The following is a 20,761-nucleotide window of genomic DNA, read 5'->3' as shown; positions in this document are numbered from 1 at the left end:
TCCTTAGTCATCGTGGTGCAGGTACGCCGCTTGCTTGGGCAGGCGCAGGCTGAACAGGAAGGCAATCGCCATCATTGCCGTGACATACCAGTAGAAGGTGTTTTCCATGCCCAGGGTCTTCAAGCCCAGTGCAACGTACTCGGCCGAGCCGCCAAACAGCGCGTTGGCCACCGCATACGCCAGGCCGACGCCAAGGGCGCGCACCTGCGGCGGGAACATCTCGGCCTTCACCAGGCCGCTGATGGAGGTGTAGAAGCTGACGATACACAACGCCAGGGTAATCAGCACGAAGGCCATGAACGGGCTGGTGACGGTCTTCAGCGCCATTAACAGGGGTACGGTGAACACGGTGCCCAGGGCGCCGAACAACAGCATCGAGTTGCGCCGGCCGATCCGGTCGGAGAGCATGCCGAACACCGGCTGCAGGATCATGAACAGGAACAGCGCCCCGGTCATGACGAAGCTTGCGCTCTTGGCGTTCATCCCGGCGGTGTTGACCAGGTACTTCTGCATGTAGGTGGTGAAGGTGTAGAAGATCAGCGAGCCACCGGCGGTGTAACCGAGCACGGTGATGAACGCTGCGGCGTGGTTGCGGAACAGGCCTTTGACGCTGCCGGCGTCCTTGTCCTGACGCGCCTCGGCGGTGCTGGTCTCGTGCAGCGAGCGGCGCAGCATCAGCGAGATCAACGCCGCAACGGCACCGACCACGAACGGGATGCGCCAGCCCCAGGCACGCAGCTCATCTTCGCTGAGCAGCTGCTGCAGGATTACCACCACCAGCACTGCCAGCAACTGGCCGCCGATCAGGGTCACGTACTGGAACGAGGCAAAGAAGCCGCGCTGGCCGCGCAACGCCACTTCGCTCATGTAGGTGGCGGTGGTGCCATATTCACCGCCCACCGACAGGCCCTGAATCAACCGCGCCAGCAACAGCAGCGCCGGTGCCCAGGCGCCAATACTGGCGTAGGTGGGCAGGCAGGCGATGATCAGCGAGCCGAAGCACATCATCAGCACCGAGATCATCAGCGAGTGTTTGCGGCCTTTGCGGTCGGCCAAGCGACCGAAGATCCAGCCACCGATTGGCCGCATCAAGAAGCCCGCAGCGAATACTCCGGCGGTGTTGAGCAACTGCACCGTAGGGTCATCGGAGGGAAAGAAGGCCGGCGCAAAATAAATTGCGCAGAAGGCGTAGACGTAGAAGTCGAACCACTCCACCAGGTTGCCTGATGATGCACCGACAATGGCGAAAATGCGCTTGCTGCGCTCTTCACCGGTGTAATGAATTGAGGTCATGGTGGGATTACTCCTGAGGGTTACCGTCAAGTCTAGACATACTCAGTAACACTCATGTTCCGCCAGCCCGGCTTTGGTCGGGGTTGAAGGGCAGTCTGGCCGCGTTGCGAACCCAGACCAGCAGTGCTCAGGTTGCGTGGACCTGAGCACTGCTGGCGCGGCGGGACAAAACGGCCAGGCTGCATGTTGCGCTTGCTCAGACCCGCTCGATAGCCAACGCCAGGCCTTGGCCGACGCCTACACACATGGTCGCCAGGCCTTTGCGCCCGCCGGTTTTTTCCAGCTGATGCAGTGCGGTCAGCACCAGGCGTGCGCCGCTCATACCCAAGGGGTGGCCAAGGGCGATAGCACCACCGTTCGGGTTGACCTGCGGCGCATCATCCGCCACACCCAGCTCGCGCAGGACCGCCAGGCCCTGGCTGGCAAAGGCTTCGTTCAGCTCGATGACATCAAAATCTGCCACGGCGATGCCCAGGCGCTCGGTCAGCTTGCGTACCGCAGGCACCGGGCCAATGCCCATCACCCGCGGCGCAACGCCAGCGCTGGCCATGCCGAGCAAGCGCGCACGCGGGGTCAGGCCGTGCTTCTTGACCGCTTCGGCCGAGGCCAGAATCAGCGCCGCAGCACCGTCGTTGACGCCCGAGGCGTTGCCGGCGGTGACGGTCTTGTCCGGGCCGTTGACCGGTTTCAGCCGGGTCAGCGCTTCAAGGGTGGTGTCAGGTCGCAGGTGTTCATCCTGCTCGACCACGGTCTCGCCCTTCTTGTGGGCGATGCGCACCGGCACGATCTCTTCAGCGAAGAAACCCGCCGCCTGCGCGGCACCGGCCTTCTGCTGGCTGCGCACGGCGAAGGCGTCCTGATCGGCACGCGATACCTGATAATCGTCGGCAACGTTGTCGGCCGTCTCGGGCATCGAATCGACACCGTACTGGCTCTTCATCAGTGGATTGACGAAGCGCCAGCCGATGGTGGTGTCTTCCAGCTTCATGTTGCGCGAGTAACCGCTCTCGGCCTTGCCCATGACGAACGGCGCACGCGACATCGACTCAACGCCGCCGGCAATTGCCAGCTCCATTTCGCCGCTGGCGATGGCGCGGAAGGCTGTGCCGATGGCGTCCATGCCCGACGCGCACAGGCGGTTCAGGGTGACCCCGGGAATGCTCGCCGGCAAACCGGCCAGCAGCAGCGCCATGCGCGCAACGTTGCGGTTGTCTTCACCGGCCTGGTTGGCGCAGCCGAAGAACACCTCGTCGACCTGATCCCATTGCACCGACGGGTTGCGCTCGATCAACGCCTTCAGCGGCACTGCCGCGAGGTCGTCGGCACGCACGCTGGCCAGGGCGCCGCCGAAGCGGCCAATGGGGGTACGGATGGCGTCGCAGATGAATACTTCACGCATCACGCTTCTCCTGGCTTCTGGCCGTGGGCGGCAGCGGTGCGCTCTTCCAGATCACGCAGCGCGGTCAGTTCCAGCTCGGTCGGCGCAGCAGTGATCAGCGCGTCGTCGGCAAAACGAATGGCCCAGCCAGTGGCGGCGATGATCTGCTCGCGGGTCACGCCTGGGTGAATCGAGGTGACCACGAATTCATTGCTGCCGGCTTCCGGCTCCATGATGCACAGATCGGTGATGACCCCCACCGGGCCTTCACCGGGCAGGCCTAGACGCTTGCGCGAGTCGCCGCCTTCGCCGTGGCCGACCGAGGTGATAAAGTCGAGCTTGTCGACGAATGCACGCGGCGACTGCTTGAGGATGATCAGCACCTGCTTGGCGGAACCGGCGATTTCCGGCGCGCCGCCGGCACCTGGCAAGCGCGTGCGCGGGGCGTGGTAGTCACCGACGACGGTAGTGTTGATGTTGCCGAAGCGGTCGACCTGAGCAGCGCCAAGGAAGCCCACGTCAATGCGCCCGCCCTGCAGCCAGTAGCGGAAGATCTCGCCGGTCGGCACCACGGTGTCGGCCGTTTCGGCCAGCTCGCCATCACCAATCGACAGCGGCAGTACAGTCGGCTTGGCGCCGATCGGGCCAGATTCGTAGATCAGCACCACGTCAGGCGACGAGGTCAGGCGTGCCAGGTTGGCGGCCTTGGACGGCAAGCCGATACCGACGAAGCACACCGCGCCATTGCGCAGCCGGCGGGCAGCGGCGACGGTCATCATTTCGGAAGTGGAGTAGCTCATTGTGCGGCCTCCGTGGTGCTGGCCAGCTTGGCCTTGAATTCGCTGAAGTCGGCGGTGCCGCGGATGTACTGGTCGATCCAGGCGGTGAACGTCGCGCGGTCACGGGCGATCGGGTCCCAGGCCTGGTAGAAGCGGTTGTCGCGCTCGTAGTAACCGTGGGCGTAGGACGGATGCGCGCCACCTGGCACCAGGCACACGGCAGACAGCGCCCAGGTCGGCAGTACGCAGGCGTTCATCGGTGCCTGCAGGTCGTCGACGATTTCTTCGACGGTGACGATGCAGCGCTTGGCCGCGAGTGCTGCTTCTTTCTGGACGCCGAGAATGCCCCACAGCAGGACGTTGCCCTTGCGGTCGGCCTTCTGCGCGTGAATTACGGTCACGTCAGGGCGCACCGACGGCACCGCTGCCAGCACTTCGCCGGTGAACGGGCAGGTAACGCTCTGGATCAGCGGGTTGACCTTGGGCAGGTCGGAACCGGCATAAGCACGCAGCACGGCAAAGGGCAGGCCCGAAGCGCCGGCGACGTAGGCGTTGGCCAGGTCGGCGTGGCTGTGCTCTTCGATCTCGATCGCGTGCGGCCATTGTTTTTCCACGGCGTCACGCAGGCGGTGCAGCGAACCGACACCTGGGTTACCGCCCCAGGAGAAGATCAGCTTGCTGGCGCAACCGGCGCCGATCAACTGATCGTAGATCAGGTCCGGGGTCATCCGCACCAGCGTCAGGTCACGTTTGCCCTGACGAATGATCTCGTGGCCAGCGGCGGTCGGGATCAGGTGGGTGAAGCCTTCGAGAGCGACGGTGTCGCCGTCCTGGATGAACTGCTTCACGGCCTCGTGAAGCGAGAGGATTGCTGCCATTGGAGACTCCTGGTCAGGATGCTGCGTTGAGCTCAGATTAAGCAAGCTGGACACGCCGCACAATCCGATAATCGATTACTTGTTCGATTATCGAACATTTTGTTGTTGTGCTATCCATTGCTGTTCAACGCCGCAAAGCCGCGGTACAAGCGGCCTGCGGACGATTGCCCAAGCTGCATCAGGTTGCGTCGGCGTGGCTTACCAAGCCTTTGATGATCACCGCGACCGTGGCCAGCGCCGCAGGCACCAGCAGCGCAGTCAGCACCTGCTCGAAGTTCCAGCCAAGGCCAAGCAGGGTTGCCCCGCTCCACGCCCCGAGAATCGCGCCGAAGCGGCCGATGCCGAGCATCCACGATACCCCGGTAGCCCGCGCCTGGGTCGGATAGAACCGGGCTGCGAGCGACGGCATGGCCGATTGCGCACCGTTGACACACATACCGGCGACCAGCACCAGCGTTGCCAGAAGGGTGATGTTGCCCAGGCTCTGGCCAACCGCGTAGGCAAATATCCCGGCCAGCAGGTAGAACACGCCAATGACCTTGTGCGGGTTGTAACGGTCCATCGCCCAACCGACACCGACCGCACTGAGCACACCGCCAAACTGGAACAGCGCACCGATGAACGCCGCCTGCTCCATGCTCGCGCCACTGTCGCGCATCAACGTCGGCAGCCAGCTGGTCAGCAGGTAGACGATGACCAGACCCATGAAGTAGGTCATCCACAACAGCAGGGTGCCCAGCCCGTAAGTGCCGGAGAAGATCACCGCAAACACGCTGCGCGCGGCGACGACTTTTTGCTCCGGAACGCTGAAGCTGGCCGCCTTGGCCACGATTGCCGGCGCAATCGGCGCCAGGGTCTTGCGGATCTTGTCGATACTGCGGTTGCGCACTACCAGAAAACGCGCCGACTCCGGCAGCCAGAACAGCAACACCACTGCCAGGATCAGCGGCAGCACGCCGCCGACAACCAGCAGGCTGTGCCAGCCGTAGGCCGGGATCAGTTTGGCTGACATGAAGCCGCCACCGGCCATGCCCAGGTTGAAGCCGCAGAACATGCTGGTCACCAGCAGCGACTTGAGCCGCTCGGGGGTGTATTCAGACAGCAGCGTAGTCGCGTTGGGCATGCCGGCGCCGAGGCCAATGCCGGTCAGAAAACGCAGGATCAGCAACTGGTCGACATTGGTTGCATAGGCCGACGCCAGGCTGAAGCCGCCGAACACCAGCACGGCAGCGACCAACACACCCTTGCGACCAAAGCGGTCAGCCAGCGGGCCTGAGCCCAGTGCGCCGAATACCATGCCGATCAGCGCGGCGCTCATGACCGGGCCGAGGCTGGCCCGGTCGATACCCCACTCTTGTGACAGCGCCGGAGCGATAAAGCCCATGGCGGCAGTATCAAGGCCATCGAGGAAGACAATCAGGAAGCACAGGATCACTACCCGCCATTGATAGCGCGACAGCGGCTGCTGATTGATAAAGGACTGAACGTCGAGGCAGCTGCCGACGTTGGTTTGCGGTTTGTTCATTGTTGTTATCCAGAAAGTCGGCGCAAGCAAAACCCCGGCGCACTGTTGGCGCAGGTTGCGAAGAGACGGTTACGGCCTGGCGTCAGCCTGGATACAACGACACTGGATGCGGGTACGCCCGCAGCTCAGAAAAGACAGTGATCATGGTGTTGCCTCGCATGTTGTTCTTGTTCGGTCGGCACAGCCGACCGTTGCGAGAGACATTAATCAGCGCGCGTAGGCTGCGCAATTCGTTGGCCGCAAGTATGGGCGTTTATCGAACAGTAGATTGCGCAGCTGCCGGGTTCAGCCGAACAGTTGGGTACACAGGTCCCGGCTTGAAGCGAGCAGGATTGGCAGGAATCGCTGCTCAAGCTCGCTGCGGGTGACCCGGCCGACATGGGTACTGACGTTGAGCGCCGCGAGTACCTGCCCCGAAGCATCATAGATAGGCACGGCAATCGAACGCAGGCCCTGCTCCAGTTCCTGATCGACCACACACCAGCCCTGCGCGCGAACCTGCTGGATGCAGGCAAGCAGCGATTCCTTGTCATGCAGTGTACGGCTGGTGCGGGCCTTGAGATCGGCGCGATCGAAGTATTCATGCAGGCTGGCGTCGTCCAGCGCGGCCAGCAGAATCCGCCCCATCGAGGTGCAATAGGCGGGCAGTCGTCCACCCACCGAGAGGTCGACCGAGATCAGCCGCTCGACCGTGGCCGAACGTGCGATGTAGAGGATGTCATCGCCTTCGAGGGTGGCCATGTTGGCGGCTTCGTGCAGTTGGTCGCTGATGCGGTCCAGATACGGCTGGGCCGACATCGCCAGCGGCGTCGACGACAGATAGGCATGGCCAAGCGTGAGCACCTTGGGCAGCAATGAATAGGTCCGCCCATTGGTCGTGGCGTAACCCAGCTTCATCAATGTGTGCAGGCAGCGCCGCACTGCTGCACGAGGGATCTCGGTACGGTGGCTGATCTGCGCGATGGTCAGGTGCCGCTTGCGCTCCTGAAACGCCTGAATCACCGCCAGGCCGCGCGCCAGCGAGGTCATGAAGTCCGGATCACCGGTGAAGGCCTGAATGCGTTTGGCCGGCGACGCAACGATGGGCGGCGCCATTGCTGCAGAGCCGGCGCGCTCAGGCATCGGGGAAACGGTGGGCAAGCTTTCGTCGCTCATGGCTGACCTCGAAAAATAATGGGCGCTTCGTGCGATTATCGAACGAACGGCCGATAATCGCAATTGACCGCTGACACTTTTGCTTATACCTTTCTCCTGCCACATGTGGCTTCTTTGGAGAGACTGGTCAGGTACCCACCGTAGAAGTCCCCAGGCACGGCCTCGCTGACGCGGGGCCGTTTATTATTCCTCTTGTGCTGCAATACGAACTTAATCGCTTCTCTCCACTCCAAGTTCTTGCAGTACAAATGATGAAATCACCTGCTACTTGCTCATCGCCAAAGTCTTGCTTCACTATCAGTAAAGACCGATGATCAAACTTCAGCCGGTTGCTACACTTGAGTCACTTGAATCACTGCTCGAGCATGCCAGATCGGCGATAGCCGGCTCCCCGCCTCCCTATATAGCCTTGATCCTCACATCGCATGCTCTGATGCCCTTGCTTGCTTGAACCCTGTCGCTGCGACAGCACACTCGCTCTGGTTGCGTGGCCGCATGCCCGATACTGCATGCCGAAGCCGGAGTCTTTACTCTAACTAGTCAGGTATTTACTGTGACGAAAGATGAACTGCGCGCCGAGCTTGAGCGTCAGGCCGAACGTTTCAAGGATGTGTACGGTGGTGAAGTCACCACCTACGCCGCTCAATCCGAACCCGAGCGCAAACCGTGGCGCAAACGCGCGACTGTCCAGGACCAGGTATTCGCCCAGGAACTGGAAAAGATGGAAAAGGACCTGCGCGGCGACGAGGCCTGAACATTCAGGCCAGGCATTGACTGTGTCGAGTAGCGCCAAGGCAGCGTCCTAACTGCCCATGAAATGGAATTACACAAATTTCATACAGACGTTTGAATGAACGTGGCGGCACGTGCTTTGGGTAAAATCGCCGCCGTTTAACGCACTTGACGGAATTTACCCTGCAAAATATCGATCATGGTGCAGCGCACTGGTAACGGTACCGGGCTTTTTTTGCTGCCATCGGTCTGCCGGGGGTGCATCGGCTGCCATGGTTTTCTGGCATAATCCGGCCCCCCTACGACCGCCAGAAAACCTTCATGATCGATTTATTCAGCGGATTGGATGCCTGGGTAGTAGTGAGCCTGGTGCTCGCGCTCACCTTTGTACTCGCATTCGAGTTCATCAATGGCTTTCATGACACCGCCAACGCGGTAGCCACTGTCATCTATACCAAAGCCATGCCCCCGCACCTCGCCGTGTTCTTCTCCGGCGTGTTCAACTTCCTCGGCGTGCTGCTTGGCGGCGTTGGCGTGGCCTATGCCATCGTCCACCTGTTGCCGGTGGAACTGCTGATCAACGTGAACACCGGTCACGGCCTGGCCATGGTCTTCTCGTTGCTGGCCGCGGCCATCGCCTGGAACCTGGGCACCTGGTACTTCGGTATCCCGGCCTCGAGTTCGCACACCCTGATCGGCTCGATCCTCGGTGTCGGCCTGGCCAACGCGCTGATCAGCGACATCCCGCTGGGTGATGGCGTCAACTGGCAGAAGGCAATCGACATCGGTATGTCGCTGGTGCTCTCGCCACTGGCCGGCTTTGCCGTGGCGGCGCTGGTTCTGCTGGGGCTGAAGTGGTGGCGCCCGCTGTCGAAGATGCACAAGACGCCGGAGCAGCGCCGCAAGCTCGACGACAAGAAGCATCCACCGTTCTGGAACCGCCTGGTACTGGTGATCTCGGCCATGGGCGTGAGCTTTGTGCATGGTTCCAACGACGGCCAGAAAGGCATCGGCCTGATCATGCTGGTGCTGATCGGCATCGTCCCGGACAAGTTCGTGCTCGACCTGAACAGCACCACTTACCAGATCGAACGCACCCGTGATGCAACCCTGCACCTGAGCCAGTTCTACCAGCGCAATGAAGCGATGCTGGGTGAGTTCCTGGCCCTGGGCAAAGCCCAGGCGGGCGATCTGCCGGAGAAGTTCAGCTGCAACCCGCAGCAGACCGAGCCGACCATTGCCGCGCTGCAGTCGTCGCTGCAAGGCGTGACCGACTACCGCGCGCTGGGCGCCGAGCAGCGCGTCGAAGTGCGCCGCTACCTGCTGTGCCTGGACGACACCGCGAAAAAGGTCGGCAAGCTGCCGGGCCTTGAGCCGCGCGAGAAGTCCGACCTGGAAAAACTGCGCAAAGACCTCACCGCCACCACCGAATATGCACCGTTCTGGGTGATCGTCGCGGTAGCACTGGCCTTGGGCCTGGGCACCATGGTCGGCTGGAAGCGCGTGGTACTGACCGTCGGCGAGAAGATCGGCAAGCAGGGCATGACCTATGCCCAGGGCATGTCGGCGCAGATCACCGCAGCCTGTGCGATCGGCATGGCCAACGTGTTCAGCCTGCCGGTGTCGACCACCCATGTATTGTCTTCGGGCGTAGCCGGGACCATGGTCGCCAACAAGAGCGGCCTGCAAGGCGGCACCGTCAAGACCATCCTGCTGGCCTGGGTACTGACCCTGCCGGCAACGGTAGGTCTGGCTGCCGGGTTGTTCTGGCTAGCCACCAAGGCGATCAGCTGAAGTGACATGAAAGTTGAGCTTTGATTGCTCATTTTGGGGCTGCTTTGCAGCCCTTCGCGGCGGTCCGGCGTCCCGGTAAACCCGCTCCCACAGGAACAGCGCCAAAGTCAGGGTTTGCGCTGTACCTGTGGGAGCGGGTTTACCGGGACGCCGGACCGCCGCGAAGGGCTGCAAAGCGGCCCCAATTTGTCTTAACTGACAATCATCAACGCCGCTTGTTGCCCAGCAACGACCCCATCAACCCGCGCATCAACTGCCGACCCAGTTGATTGGCCGCCTGGCGCACCGCCGACTTGATCGCCTGCCCTGCCGCCCCCTGCAAAAACTCCCCCGCCTTGTCGACGAAGCTGTCCTGCTCAGGCTTGGCCTGCGGCACCGGCTCGGCTGGCTCACCTTTACGCTGGGTGAGCATTTCATAGGCAGACTCGCGGTCAATCGGCTGGTCGTAACGGCCCCGGAGGCTGGAGGCTGCGAGCAATGCATCGCGCTCGGCACTGCTCAACGGCCCGATCCGCGACTGTGGCGGGGCGACCAGCACGCGCTGGACCATCGCCGGCGTGCCTTTGTCCTCCAAGGTACCGACCAGCGCCTCACCTATGCCCAACTCGGTCAGCACACCCAGGGTGGAAAAAGCGGGGTTCGGCCGGAATCCATCGGCAACCGCCTTCAACGACTTCTGCTCCTTGGCGGTGAATGCCCGCAAGCCATGCTGAATGCGCAAGCCGAGCTGAGCCAGCACCGCATCGGGCAGATCTGCAGGCGATTGAGTGACGAAATACACCCCAACGCCTTTCGAGCGAATCAGCCTCACCACCTGCTCCAGGCGATCCTGCAGCGCCTTGGGTGTGCCATTGAACAGCAAGTGCGCCTCGTCGAAGAACAGCGCCAGCAGTGGTTTTTCCGCATCCCCGCGCTCCGGCAACTGCTCGAACAGCTCAGCCAGCAGCCACAGCAGGAAGGTCGCGTAAACCTTGGGTGCTTCATGCACCAAGCGGCTAGCGTCGAGCAGATGAATCCGCCCACGGCCATCAGCCGTCGGCTGTAGCAGGTCTTCAAGTTGCAAGGCCGGCTCGCCGAACAATGCCTCGGCACCCTGCTGCTCAAGCGTCGCCAGACGCCGTAACAACGCCTGGGTGGAGCTGCTGGTCATCAGCGCACTGTCGTCACCAAGCACCTGCGGATTGTCCTTGAGGTGATTGAGCAGGGCCTTGAGGTCTTTCAGATCGAGCAAGAGCAAACCATCCCGATCTGCCACCTTGAACGCTGCGTACAAGGCAGCCTGTTGGCTGTCGGTCAGCTCCAGCAGGTTGCCCAGCAGCAATGGGCCCATTTCGCTAAGGGTGGTACGCAGCGGATGGCCCGACTTGCCGGCAATATCCCACAGGGTCACCGGATACGCCTTCGGGCTGTGTCCCAGCCATGGCATCCCGGCAATGCGCTCGGCGACCTTGCCCTGCGGCGTCGCGGCAGCACCGAGGCCGCACAGGTCGCCTTTCACGTCGGCAGCGAATACGGCCACGCCGGCGTCACTGAAGACCTCGGCCAGGCGCTGCAGGGTTACGGTCTTGCCTGTACCGGTGGCTCCGGCCACAAGACCGTGGCGGTTGGCCAGGCGCATGGCCTGGCTGACAGGCTGGCCGTCAGCTCCCGCCCCTACAACGATTTGCGAAGAATCTGACATGTTGTTTCATCCTCTCCTCAAGCTTTGCCGAATAACGGCCGATATGTCGTGGTGATAATTGCCTTAAAGACAGGAACATCCCCAAAGTGACTTGCGGGACTAGTTGCACTGTTTTCAGCGCTTTGTGCGAACGACCCGATATCACCTTAGCGGAACCGATCACGCCATGAACAAAAGCCTTCGTTTCAGCCACAAGATTCTTATTGCCGCATCGCTTATCGTGATACTCGCGTTCAGCTTGTTCACCCTTTACAACGATTACCTGCAGCGTAATGCGATTCGCCAGGATCTGGAAAACTATCTGACAGAGATGGGCGCATCAACCTCAACCAACGTGCGCAATCTGTTCGATGGCCGGATCAAGCTGGTAGAGAACCTCGCGCAGAACATCGCCCAGGCGCCCGCTGATGCAGAGACCCTGCTCGGCCAGAATGCCCTGATCTCAAGCTTCCTCACGGTCTATGTGGGCAAGGTCGATGGCGGTTTCAGCGTGCGCCCCGACTCGCCGATGCCGGCTGGGTACGACCCGCGTGTGCGGCCTTGGTACAAGGATGGCATGGCTGCCAACGGCGCGATCCTGACCGAGCCGTACATCGACATGGCCACCCAGAAGATGGTCATCGGCATCATCAGCAAGGTTTCGACCAGCGTCGGCGTGGTTGGCGGCGACCTGGCACTCGACGGCCTGGTCGAGATCATCAACTCGCTGAACTTCGGCGGTATGGGTTACGCCTTTCTGGTCAACGACCAAGGCAAGATCCTCGTGCACCCGGACAAAGACCTGGTCATGAAACCGCTGTCGGATCTGTTCCCACAGAACACGCCGAGGCTTTCTGGCGAACTGACCGAGGTCAGCGCTGATGGCAAGGACCGTCTGGTCACCTTCACCCCGATCAAAGGCCTGCCTGCGGCCAACTGGTACATCGGCTTGTCGGTCGACAAAGACAAAGCCTTCTCCATGCTCAGCACCTTCCGCACCTCGGCGGTGATCGCCACGGTCGTCGCGGTGGTGATCATCATTGCCCTGCTCGGCCTGCTGATTCGGGTTCTGCTGCAGCCACTGCACACCATGACCCGCGCCATGGAAGACATTGCCCAGGGCGAAGGTGACCTGACCAAACGCCTGACCATTCACAGCCAGGATGAATTCGGTGTGCTCGGCAGCGCCTTCAACCGCTTCGTCGAACGTATTCACGGCTCGATCCGCGAGGTGTCCTCGGCCACCGAACAGGTCAACGAAGTGGCATTACGGGTGATCAGCGCCTCCAACTCGTCGATGACCAATTCCGACGAGCAGTCCAACCGCACCAACAGCGTCGCCGCCGCCATCAACGAACTGGGCGCCGCCGCCCAGGAAATCGCCGGCAATGCTGCCCAGGCCTCGCAGCACGCGACCTCGGCGCGGCATCTTGCCGAAGAAGGCCAGCAGGTAGTCGACCGCAACATTGCCGCGATGAATCGCCTGTCGGAGTTGATCGTTGGTTCCAGCGCGCAGATCGAAACGCTGAACAGCAAGACCGTCAACATCGGCCAGATCCTCGAAGTGATCACCAGCATCTCGCAGCAGACCAACCTGCTCGCGCTCAACGCTGCTATCGAGGCTGCCCGCGCGGGCGAAGCCGGCCGCGGCTTTGCCGTCGTCGCCGATGAGGTGCGCAACCTCGCCCACCGCACGCAGGAGTCGGCGCAGCAAGTTCAGGGCATGATCGAAGAGCTGCAGGTCGGCGCCCGGGAGTCGGTCGAGACCATGGGTCAGAGCCAGCGTCACAGCCAGGACAGTGTGCAGATTGCCAATCAAGCCGGGGAGCGCCTGGAAAGCGTGACGGTGCGCATCGGTGAGATTGACGGCATGAACCAGTCGGTAGCCACGGCGACCGAGGAGCAGACGGCTGTGGTCGATTCGATCAACATGGACATCAGCGAAATCAACATGCTCAACCAGGAAGGCGTGGAAAACCTTCAAGCGACCCTGCGCGCATGTTCGGACCTGGAACAACAAGCCAGCCGCCTCAAGCAACTGGTCGGTAGCTTCCGCATCTAGTTTTGCCAAAAGGCCGCAGCGGCCCGGCCGCCAGTGTCGTGGAAGGATGATTCGTTTATCTATACGCCTCGCTGGGGTACTCGTGACCTTCAGATTGCCGGGGCTGCTACGCAGCCCTTTCCGACCGGTCCGGCGCTCCGGCAAGGCCGCTCCTACAGGGAGCGGTGTGTGCCGATATGGCGCGATCCCTGTAGGAGCGGCCTTGTGTCGCGAAAGGGTCGCGCAGCGGCCCCAGCAATCTCAGTACGGGCCCATATCACGGCAACCACCCCATCCTCGCATTGCGGACCTCCCAACCTCATTTGGCTCAACGACTATCCGAGCTTTTGATCAAAGAACTATCCGATCAGCACACCAGCGCCTGCTCGATTCCCAGCCCAATCTCGATCGAACAAACTATTCTTCCTGAAGGTCCACCTCTAGGCATGTCATCGCCGGTTTGTTACCGCGCATGACAGACCTGAAGTCGATCCCCGGAGGGATGCTGATCGTGCACATTGCCGACATCACCATGTTCTACGCACCCGCCAGTGGTGGCGTGCGTACCTATCTTGATGCCAAACACCGCCGTCTCGACGCCATGCCCGGCGTTCACCACAGCTTGTTGATCCCAGGCGCCAGCGCCAGCCACGCCGATGGCGTCTACCGGGTGCCGTCGCCGCCACTGCCGTTCGGCAAGGGCTATCGCTTTCCGGTCCGCCTGGCACCGTGGTGCAAGGTGTTGCGCGAGCTGCAGCCTGATCTGATCGAAGTCGGCGACCCCTACATGACCGCTTGGGCAGCGCTGGAAGCGCGGCGCAAACTGGAAGTGCCGGTGATAGGCTTTTATCATTCGGATCTGCCGCTGCTGGTCGGCAACCGCATGGGCAACTGGTTCACGCCCAATGTCGAGGCCTACGTCAGCAAGCTCTATGGCAATTTCGACCGGGTCCTGGCGCCAAGCCAGGTGATGGCCGACAAGCTGCGTCGGCTTGGCGTGCGCGATGTGCATGTGCAGCGGCTGGGCGTAGATCTGAGCACGTTCAACCCTGATCAGCGCGATAACCGCCTGCGGGCCGAGCTGGGCATCCCCGATACCACCCGCCTGCTGGTGTTTGCCGGGCGCGGCTCGCGCGAGAAGAACCTGCCGGTACTGCTCGACTGCATGCGCCACCTCGGCCCTCACTATCACCTGCTGCTGGTCGGCTCGGCCATGCCCAGCAACGTGCCCGCCAACGTCAGCGTGATCAACCACTTCTGCCCCTTGCAGGAAGTCGCGCGGCTGATGGCCAGTGCCGACCTGCTGGTGCATGCCGGCGATCAGGAAACCTTTGGCCTGGTCATTCTCGAAGCCATGGCCTGCGCCACCCCGGTTGTCGCAGTGCGTGCCGGCGCGTTCAGCGAAATAGTCACCGACCAATGTGGCCGCCTGTGCCCGCCGAACGACGGCCAGGCGATGGCCGCCACCGTTCGCGAGGTATTCGAGGACGGCGTGCGCCGGCTTGGCCAGCAGGCGCGCCGGCATGTCGAGCAACATTATTCGTGGGACAACGTGGTCAACGGCCTGCTGCAGCACTACCAGGCCGTGCTCGGCCACCAGCCACTGGTGCGTGCACATGCTTGAGCAGACCACCCAGCAGCGCAGCGTGATGCTGGTGCTGCACGACGTGGCGCCGGAGACCTGGCCCGACTATCAGCCGTTTGTCGAGGCGGTCGACCAACTGGGCAACGTGCCGATGACCTGGTTGGTGGTGCCCGACTTTCATCAGCGCAATGCCCTCGAGCGTTCGCCGACCTTCTGCCGCCTGCTCGACTGGCGCCTGCAGCAAGGCGACGAGTTGGCACTGCATGGCTATTACCACGCCGACCTCGGCCCGACGCCACGCACGCCGCGGGACTTCTTCATGCGCCGGATCTATACGCATGAAGGCGAATTCTATGCGCTGGAACAAGCCCAGGCGTTGCAGCGCCTGCAAGCGGGCCTGCAGCTGTTCAATAGCCAGGGGTGGCCGGTGGCGGGCTTCGTCGCCCCGGCCTGGCTGATGAGCGAGGGCACCCGTCAGGCCTTGCGCCAGTTGCCATTGCGCTACACCAGCACACCTCAGCACCTTTATCGCTTGCCAGAATTCACCGCGATAGACGCCCCTGGCTTGGTCTGGAGCGCCCGCAGCGCCTGGCGCCGGGGCTTGTCGCGGGCACTGTGCAATTCGCAGCTGCAACGCTGGCAGAGTGCGCCGACCTTGCGCCTGGGCCTGCACCCAGTCGACATGCGCCATCGCAGCTCTCGTGATTACTGGCTGCAGACGCTGAAAACGCTGATCGAACAAGGCCGCGAGCCTCTGACCAAGTCAGCCTGGCTGGACCGCCAGGTCGCGGCATGAAGCGCTTTGCCTGGCTTGGGCTGGCCTTGGGGCTGGCCCTGCTGGTGCCGGCATTTCTCGGCGGCGCCGAGCTGCTGCCCAGACTGCAGAGCTTCTCCCCGAGCCTGATGGCGACCCTGCTGGGGATGATCCTGCTGTGCTGGATCATCAATGCAGCACGTCTGCGCCTGCTGCTGGGTGAGCAAGGTGCGCAATTGGGGCGTTGGCGCAGTCTTGGGGTGATCATGGCCACCGAGTTTGCCATCTGCACGACGCCGGGCGGCAGCGGCGGGCCATTGGCATTGATGGCGCTGCTGGCCCGTGAGCGTATCGGTGCGGCCCGCAGCGGCGCGGTGTTCGCAATCGATCAGCTGAACGACCTGCTGTTTTTCTTCTGCGCCATGCTCGCCGTTGCCGGCTATGCGCTCAGCCACAGCCTGGGCCGCAGCCAACAAGGCATGCTCATGGGGAGTGCAATGATGCTGTGTGCAGCCCTGGTGCTGATCGTGCTGTTGCTGCGCTATCGGCGGCAGATCATGCGGCTCAATGGCCGCCTGCTGCGCAGGCTCGGCATGGCCGAACAGCGCCGGCGCCGTTGGGCGCGCAAACTGCTGAGCTTCATCAAGGCTTTGGCGCACACCTGGCGGCTGCCAAAACGCACGTTAGCGTTGGTATTCAGCCTGACCTGCCTGCACTGGAGCCTGCGCTTCAGTGTGCTGTATCTGGTGATTCGCGGGCTTGGCGTGGAGCTGGCGTGGATACCCAGCTTTCTGGTGCAAATGCTGGCGCTGAGTGCTGGCCAGTTCAGCCTGTTGCCGGGCGGGGCCGGCGCTGCCGAACTGACATCGGCGAGCTTATTGACGCCACTGGTGGGCAGCTCGACGGCAGCAGCGGCGATCTTGCTCTGGCGCGCTGTTACTTATTACTTTTATCTACTGGCCGGGGGGCCGGTGTTTGTCTACCTGCTGGGGCGACCGCTGCTGCAGCGCTCGCGCCGTCAGCAGCTGGATTGAGTTGCCGCCAGAGTTCGGCGGCACCGACGAACTCGGTGCCGTGCTCGTCGCTCATGGCGTCAGGATCGAAGCGAGCCAGACAGCCCTCACCCAAAGTCGGCAACGCACTGGCCGCGGCCTTGTCGAGTGGATCCGCCATTGGCCCGCCCTCCTCTCAGTCGAACACCACGGTCTTGTTGCCGTGCACCAGCACGCGGTCTTCGAGGTGATGACGCAGGCCACGGGCGAGCACCATCTTCTCTACATCGCGACCGAAGCGCACCATGTCTTCGATGCTGTCGGCATGGCTGACGCGCACCACGTCCTGTTCGATGATCGGGCCGGCATCCAGCTCTTCGGTGACGTAGTGACAGGTCGCGCCGATCAGCTTGACGCCACGCAGGGCGGCCTGGTGGTAAGGCTTGGCACCGACGAACGAAGGCAGGAAGCTGTGGTGGATGTTGATCACTTTTTCTGCATAGGCCTGGCACAGCTGTGGCGGCAGGATCTGCATGTAGCGCGCCAGCACCACGACATCAGCTCCATGGCTTTCTACCAGACGCGAGACTTCGGCAAACGCCGGCTGCTTGTCTTTCGGGTCGACCGGCACATGGAAGAACGGGATGCCATGCCACTCGACCATGCTGCGCAGGTCATCATGGTTGGAAATCACGCAAGGGATATCACAGTCCAGCTCATCGGTGTGCCAGCGGTGCAGCAGGTCCGCCAGGCAGTGCGATTCGCGGCTGGCCATCAGCACCACACGCTTCTTTTGCGCCGAGTCGGTGACCCGCCAGATCATCGAGAACTCTTCGGCAATCGGCGTGAACGCTTCACGGAAGGCCTCGATACCAAACGGCAAGGACTCGGCGCGGATCTCATGGCGCATAAAGAACCACCCGCTCTGCTCGTCCGAGTGGTGGCTGGCTTCATTGATCCAGCCGTTGTACAGGGCCAGGAAATTACTGACTTTCGCCACGATGCCGACACGGTCGGGGCAGGCAATCACCAGTCGATAGGTGCGCATGAATGAGACTCCAGGAACTTCGCAAAGGCGCATATTCTAGCGAGCTGGCAGAAAAAACACAGTAATCATCAACAGCCGCCGTTCGGGCCGCGCCGCGCGGCCATTGTTCAGGCATCGCTGCGGCGCCGAGCAGGACAGCGGCGGACGCCGCCAGTGATATGTAAATTTTTCTTAACCTGAATACATTGTTAACACTCGGCTATTTAAGCAAACGCGCCTTGATTATTGTTTACTTGAGACTAGCGGCTGTCTATTATTAGGTCACTGACTCCCTGTATATGCACTATTAAGGAACACTTCATGTCTTTGATCAACGAATACCGCGCCACCGAAGAAGCCATCAAAGAACTTCAAGCTCGTCTGGCCAACCTGTCGCAAGACGACAAGCTGAAGAAAGAGCTGGAATTCGAAGGCAAGCTGCGCACCCTGATGGGCGAATATTCCAAATCGCTGCGTGATGTGATTGCCCTGCTCGACCCGGAATCGAAACTGAGCAAGGCCCCACGTGGCGGCGTCAAGACCACCACTACCAAGCGTGCGCGCAAGGTCAAGCAATACAAGAACCCGCACAATGGTGAAGTCATCGAAACCAAAGGCGGCAACCACAAGACCCTGAAAGAATGGAAAGCCAAATGGGGTGGCGATGTGGTTGAAGGCTGGGCAACCCTGCTGGACTGATAAGTCCCCTGTGCTGCCTTGAAAAAAACGCCGGCTATTGCCGGCGTTTTTTATTGCCTCAACACATTACAACACAAACGACTGCTGCACTTTTTCGGCATGCTGCTGCCAGGCAAGCAGTACCTGCCGCCCGCCTTCGTCAGCCGTCGCCCAGGCGCTTTGCAGGGCCTTTTCGAAACCCTCCAGGGTGATCGGTGCGCCCGCCGCAGGGTCGCCAAGGCGCTGCTGGCAGAACTGCAGCCAGCGCTGTCGCTCCGGCTCATCCAGGGTCTCGGGGAAGTTTCGCGCACGGTAGCGGAATAACAGTTCAGGCAGCCGCGGATCATCGAACATCCACTGTGACCGGCCAAGTTGCGCCGGGTCGACCACGCGCACCTGTTCGCACAGGCGGCGATCACGGTCGCCAATAAAGCCTGCATATAACTGCTGCTCGGGGTCGTCGCTTGCGCCAAACTCATCAGCGCTGTAAATAGCCGCGAGTTTGTCTCGCCAGACGTTTTGTTGCTGCGCCAGTTGCTCGCCGCGTGCTTGCAGCAGGGACAGATCAATCCCCAGGCGTTGTTGGTCAACCGGGCGCAATACTGACAGCGGTGCCAATACCGGGCAGCGGTTGACTTGCACCAACTTGAGCGGCACCGGTAATTGCGTGTCGGACAATTCGTCACGCCGGGTGTACAAACGCTTGCGTAATGTTTCGGCGCTTTCATCCAGTAGCGGAGAGGTTGCCAACTGCAGGTCGCACACAATCAGTGCGTTGCGGTTACGTGGATGCCAGGCCAGCGGCAGTACCACGCCGAGGTAATTTCGCTCAGCGGAGAAACGCCCGGAAATATGTACCAACGGCTGCAACAGCCGAATCTGCTCCATGACTTTATGCTTGCTGCGCAATTGAAATAACCAGTCATACAACTTCGGCTGTTTATCCCGAATCAATCGCGCCAGGGCGATGGTTGCCCGCACGTCGGAAAGCGCTTCGTGAGCATGCCCATGGTCGATGCCATTGGCTTTGCTGAGCAACTCCAGACGCAGGCTGGTGCGCCCGTCCTGCTGCGGCCAGACGATGCCTTCAGGGCGCAGGGCATAGGCCGTGCGCACCAAATCGATCAGGTCCCAGCGGCTGTTGCCGCCCTGCCACTCGCGTGCATACGGGTCAAAGAAGTTGCGATAGAGGCTGTAACGGGTCACCTCGTCGTCAAAACGCAGTGTGTTGTAGCCGGCGCCACAGGTGCCAGGGCGCACCAGTTGCTCATGCACACGGGTCATGAACTCGGCTTCACACAGGCCGTTGCTGGCCAGTTGCTCAGGGGTGATGCCGGTTACCAGGCAGGCCATCGGATGCGGCAAGATATCTGCCGACGGTTGGCAGAACAGATTGACCGGCTCTTCGATCTCATTGAGGTCGAAGTCGGTGCGCAGCCCCGCCAGTTGCAACGGCCGGTCGCAACGCGGGTTGATGCCAGTGGTTTCGTAGTCGTGCCAGAAGATGCTGGAGCTCACGGAGTGGTCCTGTAGCTAGGTCGACCGTGAGTCTAGCGGCCCGGGCGGGCAGTTCGCACCTCTAATGCAGGCAGAATGTGTCGCCAAGGGTCAGGCAGAGGCATTCGCGGCTGGGCGAAAACTGAAGAAATCACGTAACGAGTGCACGAACTCATCGTACTCACGCGGCGCCTGCAGCAACATGAAGCCCGAGTCGTAATGCATGGGCGTCTGGTCTTCGCGGCACCACAGGCAGCTTGCGGTCAGATTGATGAACTGCAAGGCGCCGCCGGGCAAGGGCACGCGCAGCTGCAGTTCGTAGTCGGGGCCGACCAGGACCGGCAGCGAGCTGATCAGCATCAGGCCGTCTTCGGAGGCATTGCCAAGGTAGCCGATCTGCTGATCGGTAAAGCGATTGTAAACCTTGAGTACACAAGGCAACTGGTGACGCTGGATGTGGCGCTGGATAAACATGATGACAGGTAGTGTCCCGTTTCCGCGGCCAGGAATACGAGGTACTGGCGGTTGCTGTTACAGCTAAGATACAGCTTAGCCCAGCCGCTGTGGCGAATCTCGTGAAATCAATGACACCTTGGCATTAGCGCCAAGGCGTGGTGTGCACCGGGCTGGCCACGGCAGGCTGGCGATAGTGGCCGAGCTTTTCCAGGGTCAGCAGACGCGCACGGGCGCGGTAGGCGTACTCATTTTGCGGGTAGCGCTGGACCAGGTACTCGTAGGTCTGCGCAGCATCGACGTAGAGCTTCTGCCGCTCCAGGCATTGGCCACGCAGCAGGGCCACTTCAGGATGGATGAACGGCCGCGCGCGGCTGGTCCGATCGACCTGGGACAGTTCGAGCATCACCCGCTGGCAATCGCCGCGATCATAGGCGCGGTAGGCGTTGTTCAGATGATGGTCCATCGACCAACGGGTGCAGCCAACGACGCTGGCGGCAATCGCCAGAACGATCAGGGTTCGCATGGGGATTCTCCTTT

At 61.6% G+C, this 20,761-nt stretch carries 18 protein-coding genes and 1 pseudogene; 8 read left to right on the top strand and 11 right to left on the bottom strand.

What is annotated here, in order from left to right:
- Positions 1-3: 3 nt before the first annotated feature.
- From ACQZ2L_RS15870 to pcaR, 6 genes are all read right to left on the bottom strand, one after another.
- Complete coding sequence (locus ACQZ2L_RS15870; protein WP_101321939.1) at positions 4-1,293, bottom strand: MFS family transporter; 1,290 nt, start codon at positions 1,291-1,293, stop codon at positions 4-6.
- A 196-nt stretch (positions 1,294-1,489) separates the two neighbouring features.
- On the bottom strand, positions 1,490-2,695 hold the full coding sequence (pcaF, locus tag ACQZ2L_RS15865) for a 3-oxoadipyl-CoA thiolase (RefSeq protein ID WP_430326902.1): 1,206 nt from the start codon (positions 2,693-2,695) through the stop codon (positions 1,490-1,492).
- The gene (locus ACQZ2L_RS15860) at positions 2,692-3,471 is read right to left on the bottom strand and encodes a CoA-transferase subunit beta (RefSeq protein WP_430326901.1); all 780 of its coding nucleotides are present in this window, start codon (positions 3,469-3,471) and stop codon (positions 2,692-2,694) included. The genes pcaF and ACQZ2L_RS15860 overlap by 4 nt, the downstream gene beginning before the upstream one ends.
- The gene (locus ACQZ2L_RS15855) at positions 3,468-4,328 is read right to left on the bottom strand and encodes a CoA transferase subunit A (protein ID WP_101321942.1); all 861 of its coding nucleotides are present in this window, start codon (positions 4,326-4,328) and stop codon (positions 3,468-3,470) included. The genes ACQZ2L_RS15860 and ACQZ2L_RS15855 overlap by 4 nt, the downstream gene beginning before the upstream one ends.
- 178 nt (positions 4,329-4,506) lie before the next feature.
- Positions 4,507-5,853: an MFS transporter gene (locus ACQZ2L_RS15850; protein WP_430326900.1), complete on the bottom strand. Its 1,347-nt coding sequence runs from the start codon at positions 5,851-5,853 to the stop codon at positions 4,507-4,509.
- Positions 5,854-6,138: 285 nt separating this feature from the next.
- Positions 6,139-7,008: a pca regulon transcriptional regulator PcaR gene (gene pcaR, locus ACQZ2L_RS15845; protein ID WP_430326899.1), complete on the bottom strand. Its 870-nt coding sequence runs from the start codon at positions 7,006-7,008 to the stop codon at positions 6,139-6,141.
- Positions 7,009-7,561: 553 nt separating this feature from the next.
- Here pcaR and ACQZ2L_RS15840 point away from each other — a divergent pair.
- Both ACQZ2L_RS15840 and ACQZ2L_RS15835 read left to right on the top strand, forming a co-directional pair.
- A complete protein-coding gene (locus ACQZ2L_RS15840) occupies positions 7,562-7,762 on the top strand; it encodes a hypothetical protein (protein WP_101321945.1) in 201 nt (66 codons plus the stop codon).
- A 299-nt stretch (positions 7,763-8,061) separates the two neighbouring features.
- Positions 8,062-9,534, top strand: a complete 1,473-nt coding sequence (locus tag ACQZ2L_RS15835) for an inorganic phosphate transporter (protein WP_101321946.1) — start codon at positions 8,062-8,064, stop codon at positions 9,532-9,534.
- A 205-nt stretch (positions 9,535-9,739) separates the two neighbouring features.
- Here ACQZ2L_RS15835 and ACQZ2L_RS15830 read toward each other — a convergent pair whose 3' ends face one another.
- Positions 9,740-11,215, bottom strand: coding sequence for a helicase HerA-like domain-containing protein (locus ACQZ2L_RS15830; protein WP_430326898.1), 1,476 nt, complete (start codon positions 11,213-11,215; stop codon positions 9,740-9,742).
- 166 nt (positions 11,216-11,381) lie between these two features.
- On the opposite strand from ACQZ2L_RS15830, the pseudogene ACQZ2L_RS15825 reads away from it, so the two are divergent.
- The 5 genes and pseudogenes from ACQZ2L_RS15825 to ACQZ2L_RS15805 all read left to right on the top strand — a co-directional run.
- Positions 11,382-12,398 (top strand): annotated as a pseudogene (locus ACQZ2L_RS15825) (HAMP domain-containing protein); the annotation flags it as partial.
- A 93-nt stretch (positions 12,399-12,491) separates the two neighbouring features.
- Positions 12,492-13,256, top strand: coding sequence for a methyl-accepting chemotaxis protein (locus ACQZ2L_RS15820; RefSeq protein WP_371411621.1), 765 nt, complete (start codon positions 12,492-12,494; stop codon positions 13,254-13,256).
- Between the two features lie 481 nt (positions 13,257-13,737).
- The gene (locus tag ACQZ2L_RS15815) at positions 13,738-14,859 is read left to right on the top strand and encodes a glycosyltransferase family 4 protein (RefSeq protein WP_430327018.1); all 1,122 of its coding nucleotides are present in this window, start codon (positions 13,738-13,740) and stop codon (positions 14,857-14,859) included.
- A complete protein-coding gene (locus tag ACQZ2L_RS15810; protein WP_430326897.1) occupies positions 14,852-15,616 on the top strand; it encodes a DUF2334 domain-containing protein in 765 nt (254 codons plus the stop codon). Before ACQZ2L_RS15815 ends, ACQZ2L_RS15810 begins: the two co-directional genes overlap by 8 nt.
- Positions 15,613-16,608, top strand: a complete 996-nt coding sequence (locus ACQZ2L_RS15805; RefSeq protein ID WP_430326896.1) for a lysylphosphatidylglycerol synthase transmembrane domain-containing protein — start codon at positions 15,613-15,615, stop codon at positions 16,606-16,608. Before ACQZ2L_RS15810 ends, ACQZ2L_RS15805 begins: the two co-directional genes overlap by 4 nt.
- A gap of 154 nt (positions 16,609-16,762) precedes the next feature.
- Here ACQZ2L_RS15805 and purU read toward each other — a convergent pair whose 3' ends face one another.
- Positions 16,763-17,614, bottom strand: coding sequence for a formyltetrahydrofolate deformylase (gene purU / locus ACQZ2L_RS15800; RefSeq protein WP_430326895.1), 852 nt, complete (start codon positions 17,612-17,614; stop codon positions 16,763-16,765).
- Positions 17,615-17,914: 300 nt separating this feature from the next.
- Between purU and mvaT the strand changes: the two genes are divergently transcribed.
- A complete protein-coding gene (gene mvaT, locus ACQZ2L_RS15795; protein WP_101321954.1) occupies positions 17,915-18,292 on the top strand; it encodes a histone-like nucleoid-structuring protein MvaT in 378 nt (125 codons plus the stop codon).
- Between the two features lie 66 nt (positions 18,293-18,358).
- Here mvaT and sbcB read toward each other — a convergent pair whose 3' ends face one another.
- The 3 genes from sbcB to ACQZ2L_RS15780 all read right to left on the bottom strand — a co-directional run bounded on the left by sbcB (position 18,359) and on the right by ACQZ2L_RS15780 (position 20,747).
- Positions 18,359-19,789 carry an exodeoxyribonuclease I gene (gene sbcB / locus ACQZ2L_RS15790; protein ID WP_430326894.1) on the bottom strand — a complete coding sequence of 477 codons (1,431 nt, stop codon included), beginning with the start codon at positions 19,787-19,789 and terminating at the stop codon, positions 18,359-18,361.
- A gap of 90 nt (positions 19,790-19,879) precedes the next feature.
- On the bottom strand, positions 19,880-20,242 hold the full coding sequence (locus tag ACQZ2L_RS15785) for a PilZ domain-containing protein (RefSeq protein ID WP_430326893.1): 363 nt from the start codon (positions 20,240-20,242) through the stop codon (positions 19,880-19,882).
- A gap of 124 nt (positions 20,243-20,366) precedes the next feature.
- Positions 20,367-20,747 (bottom strand): hypothetical protein, encoded by a 381-nt coding sequence (locus ACQZ2L_RS15780; RefSeq protein ID WP_101321957.1) that lies wholly within the window; start codon positions 20,745-20,747, stop codon positions 20,367-20,369.
- Positions 20,748-20,761 lie beyond the last annotated feature (14 nt).

The organism is Pseudomonas shirazensis (assembly GCF_050496565.1).
In the GTDB taxonomy this organism is placed as follows: Bacteria; Pseudomonadota; Gammaproteobacteria; order Pseudomonadales; family Pseudomonadaceae; genus Aquipseudomonas; species Aquipseudomonas shirazensis_A.
Note: the sequence above shows the minus strand (reverse complement) of the source record. Positions and strands in the feature narration are given on the sequence as shown.

Excerpts from the sequence above, each read along its gene's own strand:
- ACQZ2L_RS15870 (WP_101321939.1), bottom strand. The coding sequence starts at position 1,293 with ATGACCTCAATTCATTACACCGGTGAAGAGCGCAGCAAGCGCATTTTC.
- ACQZ2L_RS15860 (WP_430326901.1), bottom strand. The coding sequence starts at position 3,471 with ATGAGCTACTCCACTTCCGAAATGATGACCGTCGCCGCTGCCCGCCGG.
- ACQZ2L_RS15855 (WP_101321942.1), bottom strand. The coding sequence starts at position 4,328 with ATGGCAGCAATCCTCTCGCTTCACGAGGCCGTGAAGCAGTTCATCCAG.
- ACQZ2L_RS15850 (WP_430326900.1), bottom strand. The coding sequence starts at position 5,853 with ATGAACAAACCGCAAACCAACGTCGGCAGCTGCCTCGACGTTCAGTCC.
- pcaR (WP_430326899.1), bottom strand. The coding sequence starts at position 7,008 with ATGAGCGACGAAAGCTTGCCCACCGTTTCCCCGATGCCTGAGCGCGCC.
- ACQZ2L_RS15835 (WP_101321946.1), top strand. The coding sequence starts at position 8,062 with ATGATCGATTTATTCAGCGGATTGGATGCCTGGGTAGTAGTGAGCCTG.
- ACQZ2L_RS15830 (WP_430326898.1), bottom strand. The coding sequence starts at position 11,215 with ATGTCAGATTCTTCGCAAATCGTTGTAGGGGCGGGAGCTGACGGCCAG.
- ACQZ2L_RS15820 (WP_371411621.1), top strand. The coding sequence starts at position 12,492 with ATGACCAATTCCGACGAGCAGTCCAACCGCACCAACAGCGTCGCCGCC.
- ACQZ2L_RS15815 (WP_430327018.1), top strand. The coding sequence starts at position 13,738 with ATGCTGATCGTGCACATTGCCGACATCACCATGTTCTACGCACCCGCC.
- ACQZ2L_RS15810 (WP_430326897.1), top strand. The coding sequence starts at position 14,852 with ATGCTTGAGCAGACCACCCAGCAGCGCAGCGTGATGCTGGTGCTGCAC.
- ACQZ2L_RS15805 (WP_430326896.1), top strand. The coding sequence starts at position 15,613 with ATGAAGCGCTTTGCCTGGCTTGGGCTGGCCTTGGGGCTGGCCCTGCTG.
- purU (WP_430326895.1), bottom strand. The coding sequence starts at position 17,614 with ATGCGCACCTATCGACTGGTGATTGCCTGCCCCGACCGTGTCGGCATC.
- mvaT (WP_101321954.1), top strand. The coding sequence starts at position 17,915 with ATGTCTTTGATCAACGAATACCGCGCCACCGAAGAAGCCATCAAAGAA.
- ACQZ2L_RS15785 (WP_430326893.1), bottom strand. The coding sequence starts at position 20,242 with ATGTTTATCCAGCGCCACATCCAGCGTCACCAGTTGCCTTGTGTACTC.
- ACQZ2L_RS15780 (WP_101321957.1), bottom strand. The coding sequence starts at position 20,747 with ATGCGAACCCTGATCGTTCTGGCGATTGCCGCCAGCGTCGTTGGCTGC.